The 23,570-nt window shown below is 56.5% G+C and carries 18 protein-coding genes, 1 other RNA gene and 1 pseudogene; 9 read left to right on the forward strand and 11 right to left on the reverse strand.

All coding sequences use genetic code 11. The features are described 5' to 3' along the window. Positions 1–31: 31 nt before the first annotated feature. From CI603_RS08020 to CI603_RS08040, 5 genes are all read right to left on the reverse strand, one after another. Positions 32–928, reverse strand: coding sequence for a carbohydrate ABC transporter permease (locus CI603_RS08020; RefSeq protein ID WP_183122291.1), 897 nt, complete (start codon positions 926–928; stop codon positions 32–34). Further along, a complete protein-coding gene (locus CI603_RS08025; RefSeq protein WP_310886183.1) occupies positions 925–1,986 on the reverse strand; it encodes a sugar ABC transporter permease in 1,062 nt (353 codons plus the stop codon). The genes CI603_RS08020 and CI603_RS08025 overlap by 4 nt, the downstream gene beginning before the upstream one ends. A 19-nt stretch (positions 1,987–2,005) precedes the next feature. Further along, entirely contained in the window at positions 2,006–5,146 is a 3,141-nt protein-coding gene (locus CI603_RS08030) for an alpha-mannosidase (RefSeq protein ID WP_121913705.1), read from the reverse strand. 155 nt (positions 5,147–5,301) lie between these two features. Then, positions 5,302–6,663 (reverse strand): 6-phospho-beta-glucosidase, encoded by a 1,362-nt coding sequence (locus CI603_RS08035; RefSeq protein ID WP_121913706.1) that lies wholly within the window; start codon positions 6,661–6,663, stop codon positions 5,302–5,304. Next, entirely contained in the window at positions 6,660–7,433 is a 774-nt protein-coding gene (locus CI603_RS08040; protein WP_121913759.1) for a DeoR/GlpR family DNA-binding transcription regulator, read from the reverse strand. Before CI603_RS08040 ends, CI603_RS08035 begins: the two co-directional genes overlap by 4 nt. 76 nt (positions 7,434–7,509) lie before the next feature. Between CI603_RS08040 and CI603_RS08045 the strand changes: the two genes are divergently transcribed. Next, positions 7,510–8,499: a carbohydrate kinase family protein gene (locus CI603_RS08045; RefSeq protein WP_121913707.1), complete on the forward strand. Its 990-nt coding sequence runs from the start codon at positions 7,510–7,512 to the stop codon at positions 8,497–8,499. A gap of 59 nt (positions 8,500–8,558) precedes the next feature. Here CI603_RS08045 and xylA read toward each other — a convergent pair whose 3' ends face one another. Continuing rightward, positions 8,559–9,902, reverse strand: a complete 1,344-nt coding sequence (xylA, locus tag CI603_RS08050) for a xylose isomerase (RefSeq protein WP_121913708.1) — start codon at positions 9,900–9,902, stop codon at positions 8,559–8,561. A gap of 454 nt (positions 9,903–10,356) precedes the next feature. Next, the gene (locus CI603_RS08055; RefSeq protein ID WP_183122292.1) at positions 10,357–12,363 is read right to left on the reverse strand and encodes a glycoside hydrolase family 20 zincin-like fold domain-containing protein; all 2,007 of its coding nucleotides are present in this window, start codon (positions 12,361–12,363) and stop codon (positions 10,357–10,359) included. Between the two features lie 409 nt (positions 12,364–12,772). Here CI603_RS08055 and CI603_RS08065 point away from each other — a divergent pair, with 409 nt between their 5' ends. The 5 genes from CI603_RS08065 (at position 12,773) to CI603_RS09300 (ending at position 16,356) form a co-directional block, all read left to right on the forward strand. After that, positions 12,773–14,050: an ROK family transcriptional regulator gene (locus CI603_RS08065; protein WP_121913711.1), complete on the forward strand. Its 1,278-nt coding sequence runs from the start codon at positions 12,773–12,775 to the stop codon at positions 14,048–14,050. Beyond that, positions 14,040–14,939: a carbohydrate kinase gene (locus CI603_RS08070; RefSeq protein WP_121913712.1), complete on the forward strand. Its 900-nt coding sequence runs from the start codon at positions 14,040–14,042 to the stop codon at positions 14,937–14,939. Before CI603_RS08065 ends, CI603_RS08070 begins: the two co-directional genes overlap by 11 nt. 255 nt (positions 14,940–15,194) lie before the next feature. Next, positions 15,195–15,593, forward strand: a transfer-messenger RNA (tmRNA) gene (gene ssrA / locus CI603_RS08075). 263 nt (positions 15,594–15,856) lie between these two features. Beyond that, positions 15,857–16,087: a type II toxin-antitoxin system RelB/DinJ family antitoxin gene (locus CI603_RS09295; protein WP_395947980.1), complete on the forward strand. Its 231-nt coding sequence runs from the start codon at positions 15,857–15,859 to the stop codon at positions 16,085–16,087. A 197-nt stretch (positions 16,088–16,284) separates the two neighbouring features. Next, positions 16,285–16,356 (forward strand): hypothetical protein, encoded by a 72-nt coding sequence (locus tag CI603_RS09300; RefSeq protein WP_395947981.1) that lies wholly within the window; start codon positions 16,285–16,287, stop codon positions 16,354–16,356. 291 nt (positions 16,357–16,647) lie between these two features. Here CI603_RS09300 and CI603_RS08090 read toward each other — a convergent pair whose 3' ends face one another. From CI603_RS08090 to CI603_RS08105, 4 genes are all read right to left on the reverse strand, one after another. After that, positions 16,648–16,878 carry a hypothetical protein gene (locus tag CI603_RS08090; RefSeq protein WP_147438298.1) on the reverse strand — a complete coding sequence of 77 codons (231 nt, stop codon included), beginning with the start codon at positions 16,876–16,878 and terminating at the stop codon, positions 16,648–16,650. A 32-nt stretch (positions 16,879–16,910) separates the two neighbouring features. Further along, on the reverse strand, positions 16,911–17,093 hold the full coding sequence (locus CI603_RS08970) for a hypothetical protein (RefSeq protein ID WP_147438299.1): 183 nt from the start codon (positions 17,091–17,093) through the stop codon (positions 16,911–16,913). Positions 17,094–17,262: 169 nt separating this feature from the next. Beyond that, positions 17,263–17,673 carry an FtsX-like permease family protein gene (locus CI603_RS08095; protein ID WP_121913715.1) on the reverse strand — a complete coding sequence of 137 codons (411 nt, stop codon included), beginning with the start codon at positions 17,671–17,673 and terminating at the stop codon, positions 17,263–17,265. 627 nt (positions 17,674–18,300) lie between these two features. Next, a complete protein-coding gene (locus CI603_RS08105) occupies positions 18,301–19,866 on the reverse strand; it encodes an oligopeptide:H+ symporter (protein ID WP_121913717.1) in 1,566 nt (521 codons plus the stop codon). A 457-nt stretch (positions 19,867–20,323) separates the two neighbouring features. Between CI603_RS08105 and CI603_RS08110 the strand changes: the two genes are divergently transcribed. From CI603_RS08110 to CI603_RS08120, 3 genes and pseudogenes are all read left to right on the forward strand, one after another. Then, positions 20,324–22,642 carry a beta-L-arabinofuranosidase domain-containing protein gene (locus tag CI603_RS08110; RefSeq protein WP_220702270.1) on the forward strand — a complete coding sequence of 773 codons (2,319 nt, stop codon included), beginning with the start codon at positions 20,324–20,326 and terminating at the stop codon, positions 22,640–22,642. Positions 22,643–22,804: 162 nt separating this feature from the next. Continuing rightward, a pseudogene (locus CI603_RS09305) lies at positions 22,805–23,053 on the forward strand (AraC family ligand binding domain-containing protein); the annotation flags it as partial. A gap of 6 nt (positions 23,054–23,059) precedes the next feature. Next, on the forward strand, positions 23,060–23,566 hold the full coding sequence (locus CI603_RS08120; RefSeq protein WP_147438301.1) for a helix-turn-helix domain-containing protein: 507 nt from the start codon (positions 23,060–23,062) through the stop codon (positions 23,564–23,566). Positions 23,567–23,570 lie beyond the last annotated feature (4 nt).

Raw genomic sequence — 23,570 nt, forward strand, 5'->3', positions numbered from 1 at the left:
TTCTCCATGACCTCCTTGTCACATCGATGGATCACTGCTTGACGCTTCCAGCCGTCAGGCCGGATTCCCAGTAGCGTTGCAACATTAGGAAAATGACAATAATCGGTATGACCGTAAGCAAGGAACCAGTGATCACCAGGTTGTAAATGGGTTCTGGCGTCGACGAACCCGTAGCTTGGTCATTCCATTCATTCAGACCTACAGTCAGCGGATACCACCGCGGATCGTTGAGCATGATCAACGGCAGGAAATAGTTATTCCAGGTCTGTACGATAGCGAACAAAAGCACCGTAATGATGCTGGGCGACAGAAGAGGCACCACAATCTGTGCAAAGATTCTGAATTCCCCCGCACCATCCATGCGTGCCGACTCAATGACGCTGACTGGCAGGCCGGTCCTCGAATAACTCATGACTAGATAAAGGCCGAAGGGACTCACCAGCGACGGAAGAATGACAGCCCATGGTGTATTGGTCAATCCCAGCTTGGCAAAAAGCAGGAATGTAGGAACGACCAGCGCTGTTCCCGGGATGGCTATGCCTCCGATAACCGTGGCAAGAATGCCTTTCTTGCCCGGAAAGTCAAAGATCGCCAGCGCATATCCCGCCATGGTCGCCAAAAAAGTCGCACCGCCGGCTCCAATCAGCACGTATAAGAAGGTATTGAGAAGCCATTTGGCGAAAATCCCATTCTTATAAGAAAAGGTCTCCTTGATGTTGTCTATCAGGTTGAAGCCGTGTCCGAACCACAGACCGAACGTTGACATAACGTCAGCCTGGGTCTTGGTGGCATTGATCAACAGCCACAACAATGGAATCAAGGAATACGACGCTAGCAGCAGCATAAAGATGAGCATGGCCGGCGAGTGTCGGACAAGACTGTGGGCGCCGGTAGACCTGTTTGATCCGAAATGTTTGACGATACTCATCGATCAGCCCTCCTTTTTGTAGCTCGGGATGCCTTGGGCTTCTTCTTATCGCCGCTTCGCGATCCCCGCTCCTGGGTGATATAGGTGATCACCCCTGTGATCAGTCCCATAAGAATTGCCAGAGCAGCTGCATTGTTGTATTGGCTTCCGTTAAGAGACAGGTTGTATGCCCAAAGGTTGGGCGTATAGTTGCTTGATATTGCGTTGGGTGCGGGCGTCTTCAGCAGCTGTGGCTCACTGAAAAGCTGGAAGGTACCGATAATGGAGAACATCCATGTGATCAGCAACTGCCCCCTTATTGCCGGCACCTTGATGTAACGAGCGATTTTCCATTCGCTGGCTCCGTCCAAGCGGGCGGCTTCATACAGCTCGGTAGGAATTGTTTTCAGTCCGGAGTACAGAATCAGCATGTTGTATCCCAGGAACGACCAGGTCATGATGTTGCCTATGGACCACAGGATGACGTTTTTGGACAATGGATGCATGGCTATGTTGAACCAGCTGTTGATGCTGGCAGTCAACCCGAATTGATCGCCGTACAGGAATTCCCATATCAGTACTGCGACAACGCCTGGAACTGCATACGGCAGGAAAAGGATGATTCGGAAAAACCCGTGCCCTCTGAGTCGCCCGGAGTCGATGCACAGAGCCGCCAGGAGAGCCAGGCCCAACATGATCGGCACCTGGATCAGGAACACCCGGATCACACGCCATACCCCGTCCCAGAAAGTACCGCTTTTGAGCAGCGATATGTAGTTGGCCAATCCAACGAAATGGCTGCCGCCTATGAGCTGATCCCGGAAGAGGCTCAGGTACAGAGCATAAATGATAGGTAGTATGGTAGCTACAAAAAAGACCAGCAGGAACGGCAGGACAAATCCTAAGCCGGCCCACCTGCTTTTGCTTTGTATCCTTTTTTTCCATCGATTGGATGGATTTACATCCCTGGGTTTTGGTGATGACAGGGATGTGGGAGATTCTGACATCGTAGTCATATCGCCCTGCTTTCTTTTGATGTTGTTGTGTACATAAGCGCCCCGGCAGTCCTCATTGGCCATGGCCTGGGCGCCGAGCCCATCATGGTCGAATCCGTAACGTCGTTAATTGGTACGGGCGCAGGTTAAGGTGCGCACCTTGCAGAGGAATCCAAGCGCCTTCCAGGGCGGATGGCATGCCGTGGGTCGCCCCGGCTACTTCCAGCAGATCCGTTTCGCATACGGTTGCCTCGGCGATCAGATCATCCGCAAGAATGTCCGCAGTTGCGGATTCCCCGACAGGTTCATACAAACGAACAATGATGTCCTTCGACCCATCATCGGCCGGCTTGACCCAATCCAGAATCACCGTGCCTTTCCCCTGACGCAATTGAATCAGCGGCCTGACCTGCGGCAGATGAGCAATCGTCGGTGCGTTGATAGCACCCGCCTCCTTGACCGTATCCGCCACATTGGCACCCGGAAGGACCTCCCAGGTGAATTCGTGGCTCCGGCCGACATCCGTATTGGGGTCAGGGAATGTGGGCGCGGAAAGCAGCGACAACTCCAAAAGGGTCCCTGTTCTGCCACCGTTATCCCCGTCGGACTCCACCGGGAAGACACTGGAGCCATATGTGGATTCGTTGACCAGCCCAACTCCATATCCACCCTCGTGAAGGTGTACGAATCTATGGGTGCAACACTCAAAGGCCGCCTCCGTGTCTGCATCATCCCTACAGACTGGACGATCGACTGTACCGTATTGACACTCGTAAGTAGCCATGGATGTCTGGACATTCAAAGGGAAATCCACCTTGAGAAAGCGATCCCGCTCCTGCCAGTCAACGTAGGCATGGAACCTAAGACTTCTGTTTTGACCATCCAGAAGAACCTGAGTCCTGATAGTTGTTCCGGCGCCTATAGCCGTGGTGATCTCCACGCCGGCCGAAACGGATGAGCAAACAGGTTCAACCTTGACGACCTTGCCTCCATCAATGGGACCCAGGAAGGCATCTCGGTCCAATTCCCATGCATCACGTTCGCATGGCTTGTCGATCAACAGGCGATAGGAGCCTAGAGCGTGATCTGAAGCCACCAGTTCGCGTCCAGCCTTAAGGTCACGTAAGGATACGATCAGCCCTTCGTTGTTGATGACAACCCTTATCGAAGCATTCTCCATGACGAATCCATCTTTTTCAGCATGGACCTGAGGAGCGGAATCATTGCAGGAAAGACAACCGTCATCCACAGCGCAGTCGTCTGGGAGACTTGGATGCACCAGCCAATCCTTTTGCGCAATATACCCTTTTTGAAGCACGGGAAGATCAGGATCAGCCTCGGCCACAGTATCGGCAGCCGACTGAATCAACCTGCTCAGCTCGGACATATCCTGCTCATACTCCTGACGAGCTTCACGGTGCACCCAAGAAATCGAAGAACCTGGGAGAATGTCGTGAAACTGGTTGAGCAGAAGACGGTGCCAGATGAATTGAAGCCGATCGCCGGGGTAACGATATTCCGCATGACACAAGCTGGCTAGGCAACCCAGATATTCCATGGTTCTGAGCATCCCTTCCTCGCGACGGCAGTCAGCCTTCATGTCCTGCTGCGCCGTGAGCGTGGCTCGATGCAGCTGCAGATATAGCTCACCGTGCCAACGCGGCCTCTCAAAGCCATCACAACGATTCATCTGATCCGCAAGCGTCTGGAAGAAATCGTCAGGCGACGCGGAAGTACAGGTGGGCACGCCCTCAAGATCGCGCAACCTGGAGAGCCTGCCCAGCATCTCCCTGGTGGGACCGCCGCCACCGTCACCGTATCCATAAAGCAGCAGACCCTGGTCGATCCATTCCTTGTCTGCTGCATTCATCTCCGAGTAACGCAATTCACCGGGAGTGATTTCAGCGGCATAAGTATCAGTAGGAGGAAAATGAGTCAGTATCGGGCTGCCGTCGATTCCCTCCCAGATGAAGGAATGATGGGGAAACTTGGTTGTGTCATTCCAGGACAATTTCTGTGAGAGGAACCAGCTGTATCCAGCCCTTCTGGCAATCTGCGGGAAAGCACCTGTATACCCAAAGCTATCGGGCAACCAGATGCCTTTTGGACTGATGCCAAGATGGTCTTTGAAATACCGACGGCCGTTGGTAATCTGCCTGACAAGAGACTCACCTGAAGGCATCATGGCATCTGCTTCCACCCACATTCCGCCCACAGGAATGAATCGACCCTGGTCTATCCGTTCCTTTACGCGTCTGAAGAGATCAGGATAATCCTCCTCCAGCCATGCAAACTGCTGAGCCGAGCTCATTGCAAAAACAAATTCGTCGTCCTGATCCATCAGGGCCAGGACATTGGCAACAGTCCTGCCGATTTTTCGCCTTGTCTCGCGCTTCGGCCACAGATAGGCGGTGTCTATATGTGCGTGACCGACCGCATGATCATGGAAAATCGTCGGGCCGTTGGTTTTGCTCAGCACCCCAGCCAATGCATGTCGGGCCTGGCCAAGTGTTTCAGCACGGTGATCATCATCATAATGATTGAGCGAGGTCTGCAGGGCCTTCATCACCTGCCAATATCGCACTGAGTTCTTGTCAATGACATCAAGCAGGCCCGTAACGACCTCCAGATCCCTGGCATACTCCCAAAGTTCACGATCAAACCGGCACAGACTGATGCCATGGAAGGCATACTGTGCACACACACGCCCATCGGCCTCTTCGCCCAAATCCGTGGAACGCTGTGGAATATTCAACAGCATGGGATTGCACCCGGCCTCAACATACAGGCGGAAGGCGCCATTGTCGTCACACAGACCCGCCATAGCACCCTTGCCTTGCAAGCGGACCCAAGCATTCATTGGCTGAACGCCCTTGATCGCTCTTCCATCCTTGGCGAAGACCAATCCCTCGCACTGCCCCCCGGAAACGCTGGAATTCCAGCCTAGGTCAACAATCAGATCAATCTCCGTCTCGTGACCGGACTCCGACATAGGCAACCTGCCATCAACGCGAAACCAGGTCGTGCCCCAGTTCGTCCCCCACGCATCTCCACGATCAACAGGGTGGAATCGAATCAAACCGGCCTCTGCACGACGAATAAAGTTTTTGGGAGGTTCAGGTTCCCCTGAGTTGACATAAGCGGCGACAGTGCATGATGAAAGTTCCTCTTCGATAAAAGGACGTATGCGATCTCTGAGGAAGCGCCTACACTTGTTCAGCTCTCGATCAACCTTGATTTGCATAAACCGAGCACCTTTCCATTACAATACAATCCGCTTTGATTGCTTTACCTGGCACTGTGAACTCTTGCGATATGTCACATGAGGGATGCAAAAATCCTCGTCCGCGTACCGACCCGCTTAGCCCCGGGCCGAAGACTGGTTGGTCATTTTTATCCTCATTTCTCGAAAAGGGCATTGATCTCAGGAATTTCACGACGATATCCGGCCAGCAGCTTTCTGGCCAACGGAACGGACTGCACGAGAGGATGCAAGGCGAAAGCCAGCAAAGCCTCATGGGAGGATCCCTCGATCCCAGCCCGAACCGCATGCCTTTCCGACTGACGCACCTGTTGCATAAGGCCGATCTGGTCCATTGTGGGCTGCTCTCCCACATTCAGAGGATGGATTCCGTGAGAGTCCACAAGCGAGGGAACCTCGACAACGGCATCATTGGGTAGGCTAGCTATTGTTCCCCTGTTGCGCACATTGAGAATCATGACCCGACGCTCATGTCGACTGATTGCATTCATAACGCCCAGAGCCACTCCTGCATAACCCAAATGGGCAGGATCGAACTCCTCCTTGCGGTTGCTGGTGGGGGCACCTTGTACACCTCCCAGAGCCTCAGCCATATAACTGGCTCCACGTTCCTGCAAGGCATCGGTCCAGATACGGTCGGCTTCGTTCCCGGCCGTGGCTGCTTGTTTGTAGAAACGCGTCTGGGTCTTGAGTAGAAAGTCGCCGCGGGTCATGGGAGACTCCATGATACGACGGACGGCATCTCTATCGCAGTAGTAGTAGAAGAGATACTCATTGGGAATCATCCCCATCTGCCGCAACCAGTCCGGATCGAAGACCTTGGCCTCCTCCAGCCCCGACAGCTTCTCCTCATCGGCAAGCAGGTCCGGCAGCAGATCATGATCGCCGACCAGCACTCTTCGCATCCAACCCAGATGGTTGAGGCCGACATAATCCATGCTGACATCCTCTGGATCATGGCCCAAAGCCGCAGCTATTCTTCTGCCCAATCCGGATGGCGTGTCACATATGCCGACCACACGATCACCCAATACGCTTTGTAATGCCTCGGTAATGATGCCAGCTGGGTTGGTGAAGTTCAAAAAGTATGCGTCAGGGCAGACCCTGGCAGCCATACGGGCCATCCGCAGCATAACCGGCACAGTACGCATGGCGTATGCGAGCCCGCCGGGCCCAGTGGTTTCCTGACCAAGCAGGCCCAGATCCAAAGCCACATGTTCATCGCAGCATCTGGCCTGGAGACCTCCCTCACGAATCGCAGCAAAAATAAAATCGGCACCGCTCAGGGCCGGCTCAAGCTCCGTGTATGTGCGGATTCTAGGCTTGTGACCGAAGCCCTGGGCCTGGACACGCATAATGTTCACCATCGTATCCATACGCGACTGGCTTGTGTCATACAGAGCCAGCTCATCCACGCGCGGTTCGCCTTGATCCCTGATCAATGCCTGCCAGATGAACGGCGTACGGAAGCCTCCACCACCAAGAATCGTTAATTTCATACGACCACCACCTTCTTGCCTTCCTTGGCAAAGCTGTCTTGTATTCCCTTCCCGGACCCCGAAGTCGTGACGAGAGCATCCAAATCAGCCAATGAGCACAGTTTGAAACTTCCGGTTCCAGGGAATTTGGATTCATCCGCAAGCAGGACTGTTTGCTGGGACGCCTTTATGAAACCCTGACGTATCGGGGCTTCGACGGCCATGTTGTCCACCACGGCATTCCCCCGCACACCGGTACAACAAAGAAACATCAAGTCAGCTGAAACATCGGAGATCATCCGTTCAGCCAGCGGGCCAACCAAACTGTTATGATGATGCCGCACCGCACCGCCTATGAGCACCAGATCAACTGCTTCATCATCACGAACCTGATCAAGTACGGCCAGATTCGATGTGATGATGGTCACCTTGTGTCCGCGCAGATTGCGTGCAATCAAAGCCGCTTCAGGGGCTACATCCAAGATGATGACCGAGCCGTCCTGAACCATGTCAGCAGCAGCCTTGGCCATGCGTTCCCAAAGTTGCATCTGCGCATCAGTCGCATCGACGACGCGGTCCTGCTTGCCAGAGTCAGTGATGTCGGCCCTATTGCCCTGGGTCAGCATCGCACCACCATATTTGCGCTTGAGGCGGCCATCCTGCTCCAGGAATGTGAGGTCCCTTCTGATAGTGGATTCACTGACCCCAAGACCATGTGACAAGTCCTTAACTGACTGTCCATGCTCGGCCAGCTGATCGAGAATCCGTTGACGGCGTTCATCCAAAAGCATGACTTCACCATACATGAAATGACAGGATTTGACAAAGTTTGCTCATTTTGAGTGTTTCTATCTAGAATGAGCAAACATGAGCAGAATCAACAATGAGACGATGACCTATAAGGCCAGTCCGAAAATCTTCGACGTAGTGATTGCCGGGAAAACTTACCTGGATCTGGTTTTTTCGGATGTTGATTTCCCACAGCCTGGAACCGAAGTACTGGCCGGCAACCTGACTATCTCTCCGGGAGGAGCGGCCAACAGAGCCGTGGCTGCCGCAAGACTTGGATCCGAAGCAGGTCTGCTCACCAACCGCGGACACGATCAATTATCGACTTTATTGTTCAAAACTCTCCAAAAGGTTGACCATCTCAATCTTGATCTGTGCACCACCAGCGCGGCATACCGCAATCCGGTCTCAGTGGCTATCAGCACTGGCAATGATCGCGCATTTGTCACCTATGACCATTCAGCACTTGTCCTGGATTGGCCTGCCGGCAAACTGACCAGAACGCTCTTCGTCAGCCTCTCTGAAGGATTGCCCACCTGGTCACAGCCCCTACGAGACCAGGGCACGATCATATTCGGCGGCGTCGGCTGGGATTCCTCCGGCCGCTGGCCTAGACAGATCCTCGAATCCGCCAGAGGAGTCGATGTCCTGCTGATGAATGAAACCGAAGCAAGACACTTCACTGGTCAGAAAACGACAGCAAGTGCTCTGAAGATGCTGCGTGAATTTGTATCAACGGCTGTCATCACGCGCGGCGGTCTGGGATCTTCTGCCTCTGACCCGACCGGCTTCATCGAAGTTCCGGCCCCTTCCGTGGAAGCAAAGGATCCGACTGGCGCCGGTGACATTTTTGCAGCCGCTTTAATGACAGCCTTTACACGGTCATGGCCATTGCGCCATTGCATGGAGTTGGCGACCGCGGCATCCGCCTACTCAGTGCAGACCCCTGGAGGCGCCCTTAGCGCACCCGACATTCCCGCTATTCTCGAATTTATCCAACGCTATGAAGGCCCCTACGACTGGTCCTGGCTCATCGACAACCTGCAGGCGCACGGTCTTAATAAATGATTCGTCCCCATGCGGTGCCAGCAGCACCGCATGGGGACGAAAACAGAATGTTCTTATCATCAGGCCTGGGCCAGAGCCTCGACAATATAGTTGTTGATGGTGGCCTTGACCACTTCAAGATGGTCGGACTTGTCGGCGGCGATCAGTTCGGCCTGTGGCTTGTCAAGGCTGTACTCCTCCAGGGAGGCCAACGTGGCCGTGCCGTCCTCAACAGTGGCGCCGATGCCGGATTCGAAGGAGGAGTAGCGCTCCTGCTGCAACTGCTCGATATAGCCATCCTCATGCATCTTGGCAGCGACCAGTAGACCGGCGGCATAGGTGTCCATGCCCACGATGTGGGTCCTGAAGAGGTCCTCAGGCAGGAAGGAGGAACGGCGCGGCTTGGCATCGAAGTTCAAGCCTCCGCGGGGCCCGATGCTCCCATTGGCCAGCACCTCCCACATGACGGCGGTGGCATCGTAGAGGTCCGAGGGAAATTCATCCATGTCCCAGCCGATCAGCTTGTCGCCCTGGTTGGCATCCAGGGATCCCAGGAATCCAGCCTCTCGGGCCACGCGGACCTCATGCTGATAGGTGTGCATGGCCAGGTTGGCGTGGTTGCCCTCGATGTTGAGCTTGAAGTTATCCTGCAGGTCGTAGGTGCGCAGGAAGTTGATGGTGGTGGCCGCGTCGTAATCGTACTGGTGGAGGGTGGGCTCCTTGGGCTTGGGCTCGATCAGGAACTGCGCGTCGAAGCCGATCTCCTTGGCGTAGTCCACGCACATATGGAAGAGGGCGGCCATATGGTCCTGCTCTTCCTTCATTCGGGTGTTCCAAAGGGATTCGTAGCCCTCACGACCACCCCAGAAGACGTAGTTCTCAGCACCGAGCCGCTTGCCGATCTCCAGGCTGTGCTTGAGCTGGCCTGCCGAATATGCATAGATATCAGCGAAAGGCGAGGTGCCGGCACCGGCCTCAAAACGAGGGTTGGTGAAAAGCGACGAGGTGTTCCATAGTAGCTTGACGCCCGTGTCCTTCATGGCGGCCTCGATACGGTCGATCACCTTGTCCAAATTGGCATCGGTCTCGCGCAGGGTGTCGCCCTCGGGAGCCAGGTCACGGTCGTGGAAGCAGAAGAACTCGACCCCCAGCTTGGCGAAGAGCTCGAAAGCGTAATCCACCTTGGCCAGCGCCTGATCCATGGGATCGGTGTAGCGGTAGTAGGGCCTCTGAGCGGTGGGATCGCCAAAGGGATCCACCAGACCCTGGTTGAAGGTGTGCCACCAGGCCACGGCGAAACGCAGCCAGTCCTTCATGGGCTTGCCGGCCACCACCTTGTTCTTGTCGTAGTAGCGGAAGCCCAGGCCTTCCTTGACGCCCTGGCGACCCACGTATTCGATTTTGTCAACGTCCCACAAACCCATCCGAAATGCTCCTTTGCCTATTGCATTTGCCTTTACAGCGTTCACAGGGGAGGAAACCAATTCCTGCCTCCTGAGCAACAAGAGTAGAGGGATGAATCGATTTTGTCAATTCGTTGAATTATATAGAATCGGCATCACTACCCCTGGTACTACTCAGCTGATTTCGAGAAGCTCCTTCGCCGTATAAGACCCAGTGCTCAACAAGTACCCAACGATGAAAGCCGAACGTGTCTTGGTACGACAATTATCCTGCCGGTTTCAAGCTTTGGCATAAAAAACCGGCCAAAGCTTGAAACCGGCAGACGAGGCACAGACCATTTTCCTGGCTCGAGATTTATGCAATCCTAAGACTTCGTGCAAGAAACGTCCAAAAAGCCGCAGAGCCATGCTCTACTCATTGATGATCATTCTCGCGCTCTTCCCGCCTTTCGATATGAACTCGCAATCGATCCGATCAGGAGTTCGCTCCCTTCCGAAGAATGTCGGCGAAGCCCCAAATCACAGAGGCGATCCTTCCCAACTCCGATTCCCGACTGACCTGACGCCAGACCGTAGCGTAAGACTCAAACCAGATCTCAAAAGCATCGGCCAGGCCCCGATCGCCTTCTGCATCCGGAGCTCCAGGCAGAACGCCATAGCGAACGGCCAGACTACGACCCAGTGCGTTAAAGAGGCGTTGACCATGGACAGCTATCAACTGAGCCTGCAAAGTTCTGCGCGCATCAGCCCGGCATCCGGCGGCCGCCCTGCCCATGCGTACAGCCGCGTCGACCAGCAGAGCGTCACGCTGATCCACCTGCTCAAGACGAATGCGCAAAGCCTTAAGCAGGCTCCGGCGAGCTTCGTCGAGATCGGCAGACGAATCCAGCGCAGGCACGCCTGCGCCCGGCAATGTAGAGGCCACATCCTGGTTGAGGCCCCCATGTCCGTCATCAAGCTCCCAGTAACGCACCATATCGTCCCAGCCGAAGACCGCACTGGAGCCAGCTTGGATCAGTGCCGGCAGATAGTCCCCCGCCGCATCCCCATAGACCAACAGGCCCAGATCCCTGTCCACCCGGTCTCGATCATCGTCATTGGGGTTCCAGAAGCACTGCGCGGCGTAGGCCATGCCAGGCAAGCTCATGCGCGGATCGTTGATGTGCCCGTAATCACCCCAGTCGGTGACCATGGCTCCAACGGCACCGTACTGGATCCCATATTGACTCAGACGGCTGATGTTCTTCCAGGCATTGTCGATTCCAGGAAGGAGAAGATTCCAGGCATGAACGGCCGAGCAGACTACCTGTCGGGCCCCCGTCGAGGCTACAAGGGCAACCTTGTCCGGCCCTACCTGCGGATCATAGAGCCAGTTGAGCAGCGTGCAGTCCTCGGGCAGCCTGTCCAAGACTTTGGGCATGGACACGGCGACATCGCCCCAGAACATGGGATGGCGGCCCTGCGCATGCAGGTGATCGCACAGGCTGATCAGATAATCGGCATACATGTCAGCAGGATCCTTACTGGAACCATCCTGCCGCGAACGCCCCTTGCCCAGATCGAAGGTCTCGTCTCCGCCGATATTGAAGTTACGCGTACGCATAAGCGGCGCATAGGCGTCAATCAGCCCAGTGGAGAATGCCAGGGCCTGTGGATGGTTGACATTGATGGTGTGATGCTCCTGGCGCTCTATAAAAGAGTAGGGCCGGTCCGCCTGCTCGGGAAACTCGCCCAGATCCCTGAATCCGCGAGTGCGAAGGCTGGTGTAATGGTGGCCGAAGGTGGAAATCGAAGGCACCAACTCGATGCCCAGGCGGGCGCAATAGTCATCGAAGTCGGTGATCTGCCCGGGCTCCAGAGGGCTTGTGCCCCTCCAGGCCTCGCTCATGCCCGGGAAAGCCATCGTGTGCTCAATGTAGAGCTGCAGCTGATTGAACTTATACAGGGCCAATATGTCCGCCCAGTGCCGCAGCCATTCCATGGTGGGCACCCGACCGCGGGTCACATCCAGACTGTAGATGCGCGTTGGATAGGCGGGGCGGTCCTGAATGTGCAAGGCGGGAAGCACCGGACCGCATTGCATGATGACCTGGCGGAGGGTCTGTACCCCCCATCGCAGTCCCTGACTGTCGCCGCCGCGGACATCCACAATCGGGCGGCGCTCCCCCTGATCGGCGATGCACAGAAGATACTCTTGAGGACCAAGTTTTTGGTCCAGGTCCAGACTGATTGCGCCAGTCCAAGCCCCCCCTCGCGAATGATCCCAGACCATTCCCGTAGCCTGCTTTATGGTACCTGCCAACTGGTCACTGAGAACTGAACCCAGCTCCTGGTCAACTGATGAACCGCAGACAATTCTGCCCGCCACTGGCAACAGCAGCTGACCCCGATCCCTTTGCATGTGAAGCGGCCGAGGAATCAAGGCCAACGGTCGCTCCATCGACGGATCGACGACGGCGTCGATACCATTATCAAGACTCATGATCCATACCTTTCCTGTAACAGGCTGATGCCACTGACGACCGCGTCCTTGACATGCTCCAGCCATGGCCAGCGATGGCCACTTCATCAGTCTACCCATACGCCGGAGACGAGAAAAGATTCCGGTGTTTAGGGCGAACGGGCACCGGCAGAGCCAGATATCCACCGCACAAGCAGCTCGCTTAGGACTGCGAGCCTACAAGAACCTGCTATCCATCGCACTGGTGAAGAAGCAGAGGCTGATGAACTTCTTGGCTGCGATGAAGCGGCCAACGACGGGATTGTCTTGTCGAGAAACCTTGAACAACTTTGAAAGTTTGTGCAAGGATAATAAACAGTGTTAATATATAAACGTTGTTCATAAAGTGCACGAAGATCGTGAGACTGTACTACTCAAGGAGGAGGTCGACATGCGCGGCAGTCCATACGCCAGCACACCAAAGGCCCTCTCCGAACTCAATCAGTCACGCATCGTCCAATATCTGCATCAGCACGGCACCAGTTCACGAGCCCAGATGGCACGGGACCTCAACCTGACGCCGGCGGCCGTAGGCAAGCTGGTGGCCCGCCTAATCAGCTTGGGCCTAATCAGCGAGACCGGGAGCATGGACTCAGAGGGCGGCCGTCGATCCATCGGCCTGGCCCTGAACGCCGACCGCTACCAGGTCATCGGAGTCAAGTTCGCCCGCAGTTTGGTCAGCATCGGACTCTTCGACATCAGCGGTCATCTCCTGGACTCGGAGGAGCTGCCCCCCGTCGATCCCGATGACATCCCCGGCACAGTAACTGAAGTCAGAACACGAGTGAGAAAACGTCTGGAGACAACCCCCACCATCGTGGCCGTGGGCATGGCTGTGCCGGGCCCCTACCTGCGAGAGACCGGCCGCATCGCCCTGGTTACCAGCATGCCCGGCTGGCGTGGCGTGGACTTTATACATGAATTCGGCCAGGCTTTCCGCGTACCCACCTTCATCGAGCAGGATGCCCGAGCCGGTGCACTGGCCCAGAGCCTCTTCGACCCCCGCGTGAGCGCTTCCAGCATGGCCTACTTCCTGGTGGGTGAAGGCGTGGGATTAGGAGTCATAGACAGAGGTGCCCTGGTGGACGGCAACCAGGGAGCGGCCACCGAAATCGGCCATGTCAGCATCGATCTGAATGGCCTGCCCTGCGAGTGCGGCAACCGCGGCTGCCTGGAATGCTATTGCTCGGCGGTAGCCATCCACCGTCGCATGTGCCAGCCGGATATGCGGGATCACTTCCCTGGAATCGAAGCCATGACCCACACCAAGGCCTGCACAAGTCTGTTCGATCAGGCCCGCTCAGGCCAGCAGGTCGCCCAGACCTTAGTGGATCTAATAGCCGACTACGTGGGCTATGGCTGCGTGACCATCGTAAACGCCTACAACCCTGCTCAAATCGTCATCGGAGACATGGTGGCCGCCGCTGGTTCCCACCTACTGGAACGAGTTCGAACCATAGTATCCAAACGCGCCCTGCCCGGCTTGCGCGAGCACACGCAGATTCTGCTCTCCCGTCTTCCAGCCGATGCCACACTGACCGGAGCCGCTGCGGTGGCGGCCAGCCAATTTTTGGAGCACCCGGCCAGCATGGGCCGCACAACTGTGAAATCAGCAAACACAAGGCGGGCACATCGCCCGTCGTCAGGAAAGGAACACCATGACCAGTAGACCCATGGTCCTCAGCATCGGCGAGATCCTCTGGGACGTCCTGCCAACAGGCAAGCGGGCCGGTGGAGCACCGGTCAACTTCAGTTATCATGCCGCAAAGAACGGGGCGGAAGGCTATGCCTTCAGCGCCGTGGGCCGGGACGACCTGGGTCGGGAGCTTGAGGAGGCGGTCCAGAAGGCCGGCGTCGATGCCTTCCTACAGCACAACGACCACCCCACCAGCACCGTCGAGGTCCAGCTGACCGAGGGCATCCCCCAGTACGTCTTCAAGCCTGATGTGGCCTGGGATCATCTGGAATACACGGATGACCTGGCCGGGCTGGCCAGCAAGGCCGACGCCGTCTGCTACGGCACGTTGAGCATGCGCAGCAGTGGGTCCCGCGAAACCTGCCTGCAGGTCCTGCGCCACACTAAGAGCCATGCCATGCGCTTCTTCGACATCAACCTGCGCGGCACCTTTTACAGCAAGGATCTGATCCAGGAACTGCTGGACATGGCCACGGTTTTCAAGCTCAACGACGAGGAACTGGTCACTCTGCGCGACATGTTCCACATTCCTGGAGCCACCGACGACGAGCTCTGCAGCTGGTTCATGGACCAGTGGCATCTGGACACCATCGTGCTGACCGCCGGCAGCGACTACAGTACAATCTACCTGGCGGACGGGCAGTCCTCACACCTGCCTACGCCTAAAATCACCGTGGCTGACACGGTCGGGGCCGGCGATGCCTTCTCCGGCACCTTCGCAATCAACCGCCTATTGGGGGCCTCCCTGACTCAGGCCCACCGGGCTGCAGTCAACACTGCCGCCTTCGTCTGCACCCAGCAGGGCGCCTGGCCCGAATATCCTGAGCATATCCCCGACTATTTAGGCCAGCAGGGCCAATGAGTCCCTGTCCTTGAGCATGATTGTGGTCCCGCCAGGTCGAGCCGTCAATGCCGACAGGACGGGACCAAACTTATATCTACGGAATTGGGAATTTACCGGATGCCGATGAGCTGCCACGCGTCGACAGGACTCTGCGACTTGATTAGGATCCAAGACAATGCCCAGGGAGAAGCGGGAATATCCACAGCGTCCATCTGTTGTATACTGACGAAGCTGGTCCGCAATGGCACCAGCAGAGCTTGATAATTCAAGATTGGGGCTGATCGGTTTCGACGGTGACCTGTTCGTCGCAGGGAAGCGTGCCGAGAACGCGGGGGTCCGCTCGTTAATGTCCTCCCGCAAACAACAAGTGCTAAATCTAACCGCACTGAGTTCGCTCTCGCTGCCTGAGCTTCGCGCCAGGATTAACCAGTGAGCAGCTGCTCCGTTCACTCCCCTTCGCCTTCGGGGGGATGCTGAGCGTCATTAAGAAGACTTGCCTGGACTGCCGCGCCACAGGGCGGTTCGGGGACTTTTTCTGCGGCTATGCCCGCCACCGGTTGTCTGCGACACAGGTGGGGGCAGACAGATAGCCACAAAGGCCAGCAGACTACGCACGTAGAAGACTGAGGGTGCGGTCACCGGACCGGGGTTCAATTCCCCGCAGCTCCACAAGATAAGGGTCAGCCCGGGCAACTTGGCTGGCCCTTTTCATACCGTTTTACGGTTCAGGAATCCGCTTTCCCGGATTACTTATTGCGTCGCATTGTCAACAACCTTATTCATGAATCTCTAATCAATCTCGTTTCTTTGCTTGCAAAGTTAAAATGACTCCGCTACAACTCCATTTGGAGTTGTAGTGATATAAATTTGGATCTAATGATGTCTAATAAATCAACGGAAGCGAGAGAGCAATGAAACAGACAGCGAGAATTTAAATTCGCACCAGCGAGGATATGAAGCGTCGAACCTCACAGCTTTTCGAAGAATTGGGCCTAGATCTCGGCACGGCAATTAACATGTTTCTCTCTCAGCCACTGCGTGAAGGAGGACTTCCATTCCGCTCTCGACTTTCCAACTTAGACAGAGAAATAGAGGAAGCTGAGGCTTCACCGGTCACTCACTCGGGTGATGTAGAGAATATGAAAGACACCATCCATCATGTATGAGTTCGCATATGCACAAAAGTTTTGCGCGATGCCAAAAAATCAAGAAGAAGCATTTCGATTTAAGCAAGCTCGATCAGATGCTCGACGACTTGGCTGACCAGAATTCAGCCCTTCTTAAGCGCAAACATCGAAACCACCGGCTGAAAGGCCGCTGATCAAAATTTGAGGAGCTACATGTCGACGCAGACTGGCTCCTGGTGTATAAGCCCGATAAGAATCGAATGATTCTCACTTTGATGACCACTGGCAGCCATGACCAAACACTATGATGCAATCGAAAATCTCGGCAATCGAAGCTGGTTCTGACTGACTCGAATCACTGCAATCAAACTGCTGATTTGTTCACAATCCTATCCATTTCATGGATGATCGTGCGCTGGACCCGCCTAGAGATTGACTTGCCATAAAGAAGATACCCGTCTTTGGGCATTCAGCATGTATTTGTCGTATTGACCAGTGCTGGTCAATACGACAAGGAACTGCCCTTTGATAAATATGTCAATGCTGGCGAGACCGCTCAATTGCACATCGCAGACCCATCAATTAAAGCTTACTACGGATCATTCGCCCATGGCATCTTGCAGAATGGCTATGGGCGAGCGCCCCAATGCGGGTCGTGCCGTCAGCATGGTCGCCAACGAGCCGACGACGATGATCGACAGCCCGCATATAAGGAAGAGCTGCCACTGAAAGGCCGTGGACAGACTGTGGACGAGTGGCCAAGAGACCATAGCTGTGCCCAGTCCGACCAGTCCGGTACAACCCGCTGCGATGATAATACCTGCAGTCATCACGAAGGTGCCGTCTAATACGGATATGGCGGTCAGCTGCTGCGGGTTTGCACCAGCGATTGACAGGAGCACCGGATCGAGGTCACGATTCCGAGCGGCAATGGCAAACCCGCGATCACGCCGACCAGGACGACAAGCAGTGCTGCCCAGAAACCACAGAGCAACTCCAAGGTTCCGCCCGATGCGGCATTCTCTATTCCCGGTGCTTTGTTCATAGCGACGGTACTGGTGCCTCCGGCAGTCGACAGACCGCCGACCAGAAACATGCAGGCAGTCAGAGCTATGACTGTTGAGCCGAATGTGGTGTCTCGACTCCTGACCACAGCCTATGAACGCGCTATCCGCCAAACGGCAGATGATGACGGCACCAGAGCAGTCCAGAGTTCAGTGACCCAGCCTATACCTGCCACCAGCGCGAGCCAAGGCTATCAACAGCAAGAGAATAGCGAAAAGCGGTCCACTTCCGACAGCACTCATAACCGCCCGGATCTGCTTAGGCGTAGCTCCCAGCAGCGAGAGAAGGGCCAACCCCTTTCGACGTTGCCGAATTGATGCCTGCAGGGTCTGCTTGATCACCAGGCATCCGAGCACAATGACTGTGAGGAAGACCAAGCTCAGGGCCGGAGCCAAGCTTTTAACAGAATCCCTAGTCTTGACCGACAAACCCTGGTAATAGCTGTTGACCCCCATGCTCACGCTCATGACACAAAGCAGGGTTTGGGTAACCACAAGAACGATAAAGACGCCAGTCCAGATGCCACTATTGGTTTTCAGATCACGCAAGGCCCAAGTCATGTTTATTCACCTGCCACGTCCCTCTATTGCATAAATAGCCGATCGGCGCTGAAGACCACATCCGGTAAACCCCTGAAGCGACCCTGAATCAACCTTGATTCTTTCTCACAATGAACCGTCGACCTCTCCCCTGCTCAGTCCATCGTCCGATACCCAGAATCTGGTTCAGATTCCTGAACAGCCACAAAACGGGCTGGAAAGGGAACCATGTCCTCGCGTATTGTACTGACCACCGCCCCGGTCAAGTCTCAGGATCCTGAGCAGAATGTGGCTGGACGTATGCGTATGGGAACACAATGAGCCCGCGCGAGGTTTCCATCAAGCCATGGGTTTCAAACGGACCGGCGAACACACATTCACCTTGGGAGATAACATTCAGACCGACTGGATTATGACCACAGTGGTCAATTGATGGCTACCTCTAAGCAAACACCAGGCAGCGGGTGCCGACGCAGAAATCGGCGATACCCGGAATCATCAACCCCAAACACAAACTTGCACGTCTGACACCCGAATCAGAGCATCCAGCCCTGACCCGAGCACCAGACGCGCAAGTCATTCATACACGACAGTCCTGTATCACGGTTCCCCCGCAGAAGATCGATCCTCCGGCAGGGAACCAGTTGCTCAATCCGACATGACCGTAGTATCTATCTTGCCGCGGAAGAGCATGACCGCCACAGCCACGACAATTTCAATGATGCCGATGATCAGCATCAACGGCAGCTGCTGGTCCAGGGTGGTCAGTTTGCCATAAACCAGCAGCATGATGGCTGTACCGATAGCAGCCGACAGGGTGAAAGCGGTCTGCATCTGAGTCTCATAGGACTTGGGCGCGATAGCCGCCACGGTCGAGTTGGCCGCAACACCGTAGGGGAAGCCGCCGAAGTTGGAGACCACATAGTAGAGCAGCAGCCAGAGCACGGAATACCTGGCCGTATGAGGATTGAGCACCACAGTGGGAACGATCAGCAGTAAATTAGAGATGCCGAAGAAACCGAATCCGAACCAGAGGCGGTTGGTGGACTTCCACCGCTTGCCCTTGTCGGTCAGCCAGAACCAGCTGAAGAAGATGCCGGCCAGCATGGCGATGATGCCCACGAGAGTGTTGAAGGATCCCGGCGCGATTTCAATACTGCCGAACTTTCTGTTGATCCGCTGGTCCAGGAACATGAGCAGGGTGGTGCCCTGAATGGCGTAATCCACCCCTGCAACAATCTGCATGATCACGATGGGCACGAAGGCCTTGAGCCGGCGACGCTCCACACCAGCGATCCTCTTGGAACGCCAGATGACCAAGAAGAAGGCAATGGCCACCACAAAGGTGCAGGAGCTGACCGTACTGGCCAGCGCGTTGACGCTGATCTTGTTGGTGACAAGAAGGACGGCGATGAACAGACCAATCACCAACAGCACGCCCAAGGCACCCCATCCGTAGCGTTTACGCTCCTGGCTGTTGAGCGGGCGTGAGGGCTTTGAGCCCAGCGAACCGAAGAAACGATTACCCGGCACGCCGATGATGGCGGCGTAAATAAGCGCGGCCACTGCTCCGATGGCAAATCCGTAATGATAGTTGAGCAGCCCGAGCTGAGCAGAGATGATTGGGGTGATGAATCCGGCGATGTTGTTGGCAATGGCGTGAATGGCGAAAGCGCCGTCACGACGGTTGTCCTTGCGGTGGAAGAGCATGCCGGTCAGCGAGGCGTTCGAAGCCCCCATGATGGGCAGGTTCATAAGGATCATGCCCGTAATGGCCATGGCTCGACCTTGGCTGATGGAGAAGGCCGGTATGGCCAGCAGCCCGCAGGACAGCCCCTTGACAATGTTGCCGATGACCAAGGCCTTGCGCGCCCCGAACACCCGATCCGCCAGCCAGCTGCCCACGATGCCGAACATCGAATTGATAGCCCCCACGATGGCTATAAGCTGCGCCGCCTCCCCCTGGCTGAATCCCAGACCCTGGGTCCACGGCTTATAGAGGTAGTAGATCATCACGGCCCCATAAGAGGCCCAACAGATCGAATTGAAGAAATTGCCGCCTGCCAGAGCGCCGATGCCCTTGGGATAGCCGAAGAAGGAGCGGTCCGCCCTCAGCTGGTTCAGCTCCTCCTCCTGTCGTCGGTCAACCTTGAGGCCGGATTCATCGACCACAATATCCGGTTGCTCGCCGCCATTTTTCGTTGGTGTTGCCATACGTTTCTCCTCGCTTCTCACTGGTGCCTACCCTCGTTGTACGGACACCCTTTTGCTCTGCGTGGAACCACAGGCTGTTCCACTTTGACGGTAAATCCTCAGCCCGTCGAACGTAGGTGCAAAGAGAACGGAAAAAGGTGGATATTTCTCGGTAATGCTATGTGGCCACTACTCGACAAGGCTTCCCAGTCAGGTAGTTCCTTGCTCAGAAAGCTTGCCATTGCAAGGATTAGGAAGAAATAGAAGCCAGCCAGAACAACTCTAAGCCAAAGACACAAGATTGTCCACCCATTCGACGATTTCCCCCACCTTCCTGATCGGGCTTCCGTCCATAGACTGATGAGGTAAGGCGCACGAAGGCGTCGGGGCAGAGCGGCGCCGACGGATCGGAGACGACCCGACGGAAACCATGACCGGCCAGAATCCGCCTGTCAGCGGAGGAAGTAGGTAATTCATCATGACATCATCCATGCACACTGATCAGGACTGTGTTGACGAGGCGGCCCGTCAGATCTACATCGGCAACACGGGCACCGTGGACTTCGACCTGAAGCTGCCGACCGAGGGGGCAGAGGGAACCACAATCGAATGGGCCAGCAGCGACGATCGATGGGTCAGTCCCACAGGCAAGGTCAATCAGCCTGAATACGGTCGGGGCGACCGGAACGTGACCCTGACCGCGACCGTCACCAAGGGCGGTGCCAAGGCGCAGCGCAACTTCGATGTGACCGTGCTGCAGATGCCCAACAAGATCGAAGTGCGCAAGGTCTATCCCATCGAGATCAAGGCGCGCAAGGGCGCCACCTACTATCTGCCCATGTTCACGGCCGTGCTGACCAAGGACGGCCAGAAAGTCTCCCAGCGGGTCAACTGGGACGAAGGCGTTGAGCAACGGGACGAGCAGACCGGCGAGCACGACTTCCAGGGATCCATCGACGGCAGCGACATCCGTGTGCAATGCAAGGTTCAGGTGATTGACGAAGATCCCGAACAGCCAGTGGATTCCAGCCCCAAGGTTCGCCGCGTGCCCATCTCCCGGGTGCGGCTGACCGGTGATGGCATGCTGGCAGGCAACCAGCGCCGACGGATAGCCTTCCTGAAGACCCTGGACGACGATCAGCTCCTGGTGGAGTTCCGCCGGGCCGCCCACCTGGACACCAAGGGCGCCAAGCCCATGATCGGCTGGGACGCTCCGGACTCCAACCTGCGCGGCCACACCACCGGGCATGTCCTGTCCGCATATGCCCTGGGGTATGCCGCCACCGGCGACGAGGACATTCGGACAAAGCTGACCTATCTGGTCGACGGGCTGGCTGAGGTCCAGGCCGCCTTTGCAAAGAGCGGGAACACCAAGCCGGGCTTCCTGTCGGCCTACGACGAGAGCCAGTTCGACAAGCTGGAGCAATACGCGCCCTACCCCACCATCTGGGCGCCTTACTACACCTTGCACAAGATTCTGGCCGGGCTGATCGATGCCTACCATTTCGCGGGCAATGAAACGGCTCTGCACGTGGCCTCGGACTTAGGCGACTGGGTCTATGACCGCGTCCACCGGCTCCCCCACGAGCAGCTCCAGAACATGTGGAGCATGTACATCGCCGGCGAGTTCGGTGGCATGAACGAGTCCCTGGCCCATCTGTATGCCATCACCGGCCGTAAGGAGCATCTGGATGCCGCCCGCCTCTTCGACAACGACCGTCTCATGGTCCCCATGCGCCAGAAGGTGGATGCCCTGGGCGGGCTGCATGGCAACCAGCACATCCCCCAGGTCATCGGTTCGGTGGAACTCTTCCGCCAGACCGGTCTGCCCTACTACCTGCAGCAGGCGGAATTCTTCCTCAAGTCGGTCATGGGCCATCATATCTACGCCATGGGCGGCACCGGGCAGGGTGAGATGTTCCAGCAGCCCGACGTGATCGGTGCCCTGCTCAAGGACAACACCGCCGAGTCCTGCGCCTCCTATAACCTGCTCAAGCTGTCGGCGCTCCTGTTCTCCTTCGATCCGGATCAGGAGTATGCAGACTACACCGAGCTGACCACACTCAACCACATCGCCGCCAGCACCGACCATGTGCCCCAGGGCGGCAGTCTCTACTTCTTCCCCACCCAGCCGGGCGGCCGCAAGGAGTTTGATGAGGAGAACAGCTGCTGCCACGGCACCGGCCTGGAATCGCACTTCTACTACGCCGACGGAGCCTTCTACACGGACGAGACGACCCTGTGGATTGAGCAGTATCTGCCCTGCAACCTGAACGACATCGATCAGAAGATGGCCCTGAGCGTGGGCGTGGACGACCGCCACCCCGAGAAGGTGACCATCACCATAGAGGCCCTGGACAGACCGCGCCTGGCCCTTCGCATTCCCGCCTGGACCCGCGGCAGGGTCCACATCGACATCGACGGAACCCCGGTGTCCCAGGCTCTCATGGGCACCGACCCGGCTGTGGCGGTCCTTGATGCGAGCGCCTGCGGTCTGAATTCCTGGTCAGCAACCACCATTACGCTGACATTCGACCCGACCATCCGGCTGATCGACACCCCGGACCGGCCTTCCCTGGCCGCCGTGGCCTGGGGGCCCTACGTGCTTGCCGCCTTGAGCCCCAGCACCGATATGCAGAGCCTTGACATCGACCGGAAGGATCCTGGGTCCGCCTTCGAGCGCCAGGGCGAGAAGCTGGTCTTCCGTCACCGGGACAGCGGCCTGGAATTCGTCCCCCTCTGGACCATTGACGAAAACCAGCCATATCATGCCTACGTCGAAGTGGCCAGCCACTGACCGCGTCCTAAGGCCAAGGTTTCAGCTACAGGGAGGACGGTCAGCACGGATCAGGCAATCATTACCAGTTTCCCCAACGATGCGGCGGTCTTCAAATCCGCAGGGCGCTTCATCGGCACCCCCGGATGGATCCACGAGCGCCGCATCGTCGACAGCTTTGAGCTGATTCTGGTTGAAGAGGGCCTCCTCCCGCTGACCGTAGCCGGACGGCATCATGATCTGAAGGCAGGCGGCCTGCTGCTGATCCCGCCCGGCACCCCTCATGAGGGCAGTCGACGTCTGGGACAGGAACCTCTGACCTTCTACTGGGCCCACTTCACCTTGCCTGACTGGCAAAGGGTTCAAGGCCTGCCTGACGAACAGAGGGATGGAAATGACCAGGGCGCGGCACGCGTGGTGCTGCCCCTGGATTTTCGTTTGGCAGACAACAATCGGCTGACCGTCATGTTCAACCAGCTGCTGGACATCTACCAGCGCACCTACCCGGATCCCAGCCCCTACTGCAGCTATTTCATGACCTGCCTGCTCATGGAAATCTCCATGGGAAGGCCCGCGCCCAAGGACCGTCAAGAAGCTGACGACGAGGACAGCACCCTCCAGAAGGTCCAAGATTGGATCCGTATCAACGCCTGCGACCGGATCAGTGTTGCCAGCGTAGCAGAAAACTTCAACTATTCGCCCTCGTACCTGTCGACCATCTATAAGCGGCGGTTCGGCATCGGTATCACCGGACAGATCAGGCGGATCCGCATCGAACGAGCTCAGGAGCTGCTCCTGTCGACCTCCATGGGCATCAGACAGATAGCCGAAGCCTGCGGATATGACGACCCCAAATATTTCATGCGCGTCTTCAAACGGTTCTCCGGCCTGACCCCAACCAGATACCGATCCAGCTTTTCCCAGCGACACTACAACAACGCCTGAAGTC

Origin of the sequence: Bifidobacterium sp. wkB338 (assembly GCF_003688325.1) — a bacterium.
GTDB classification, from domain to species: Bacteria; Actinomycetota; Actinomycetes; order Actinomycetales; family Bifidobacteriaceae; genus Bombiscardovia; species Bombiscardovia polysaccharolytica.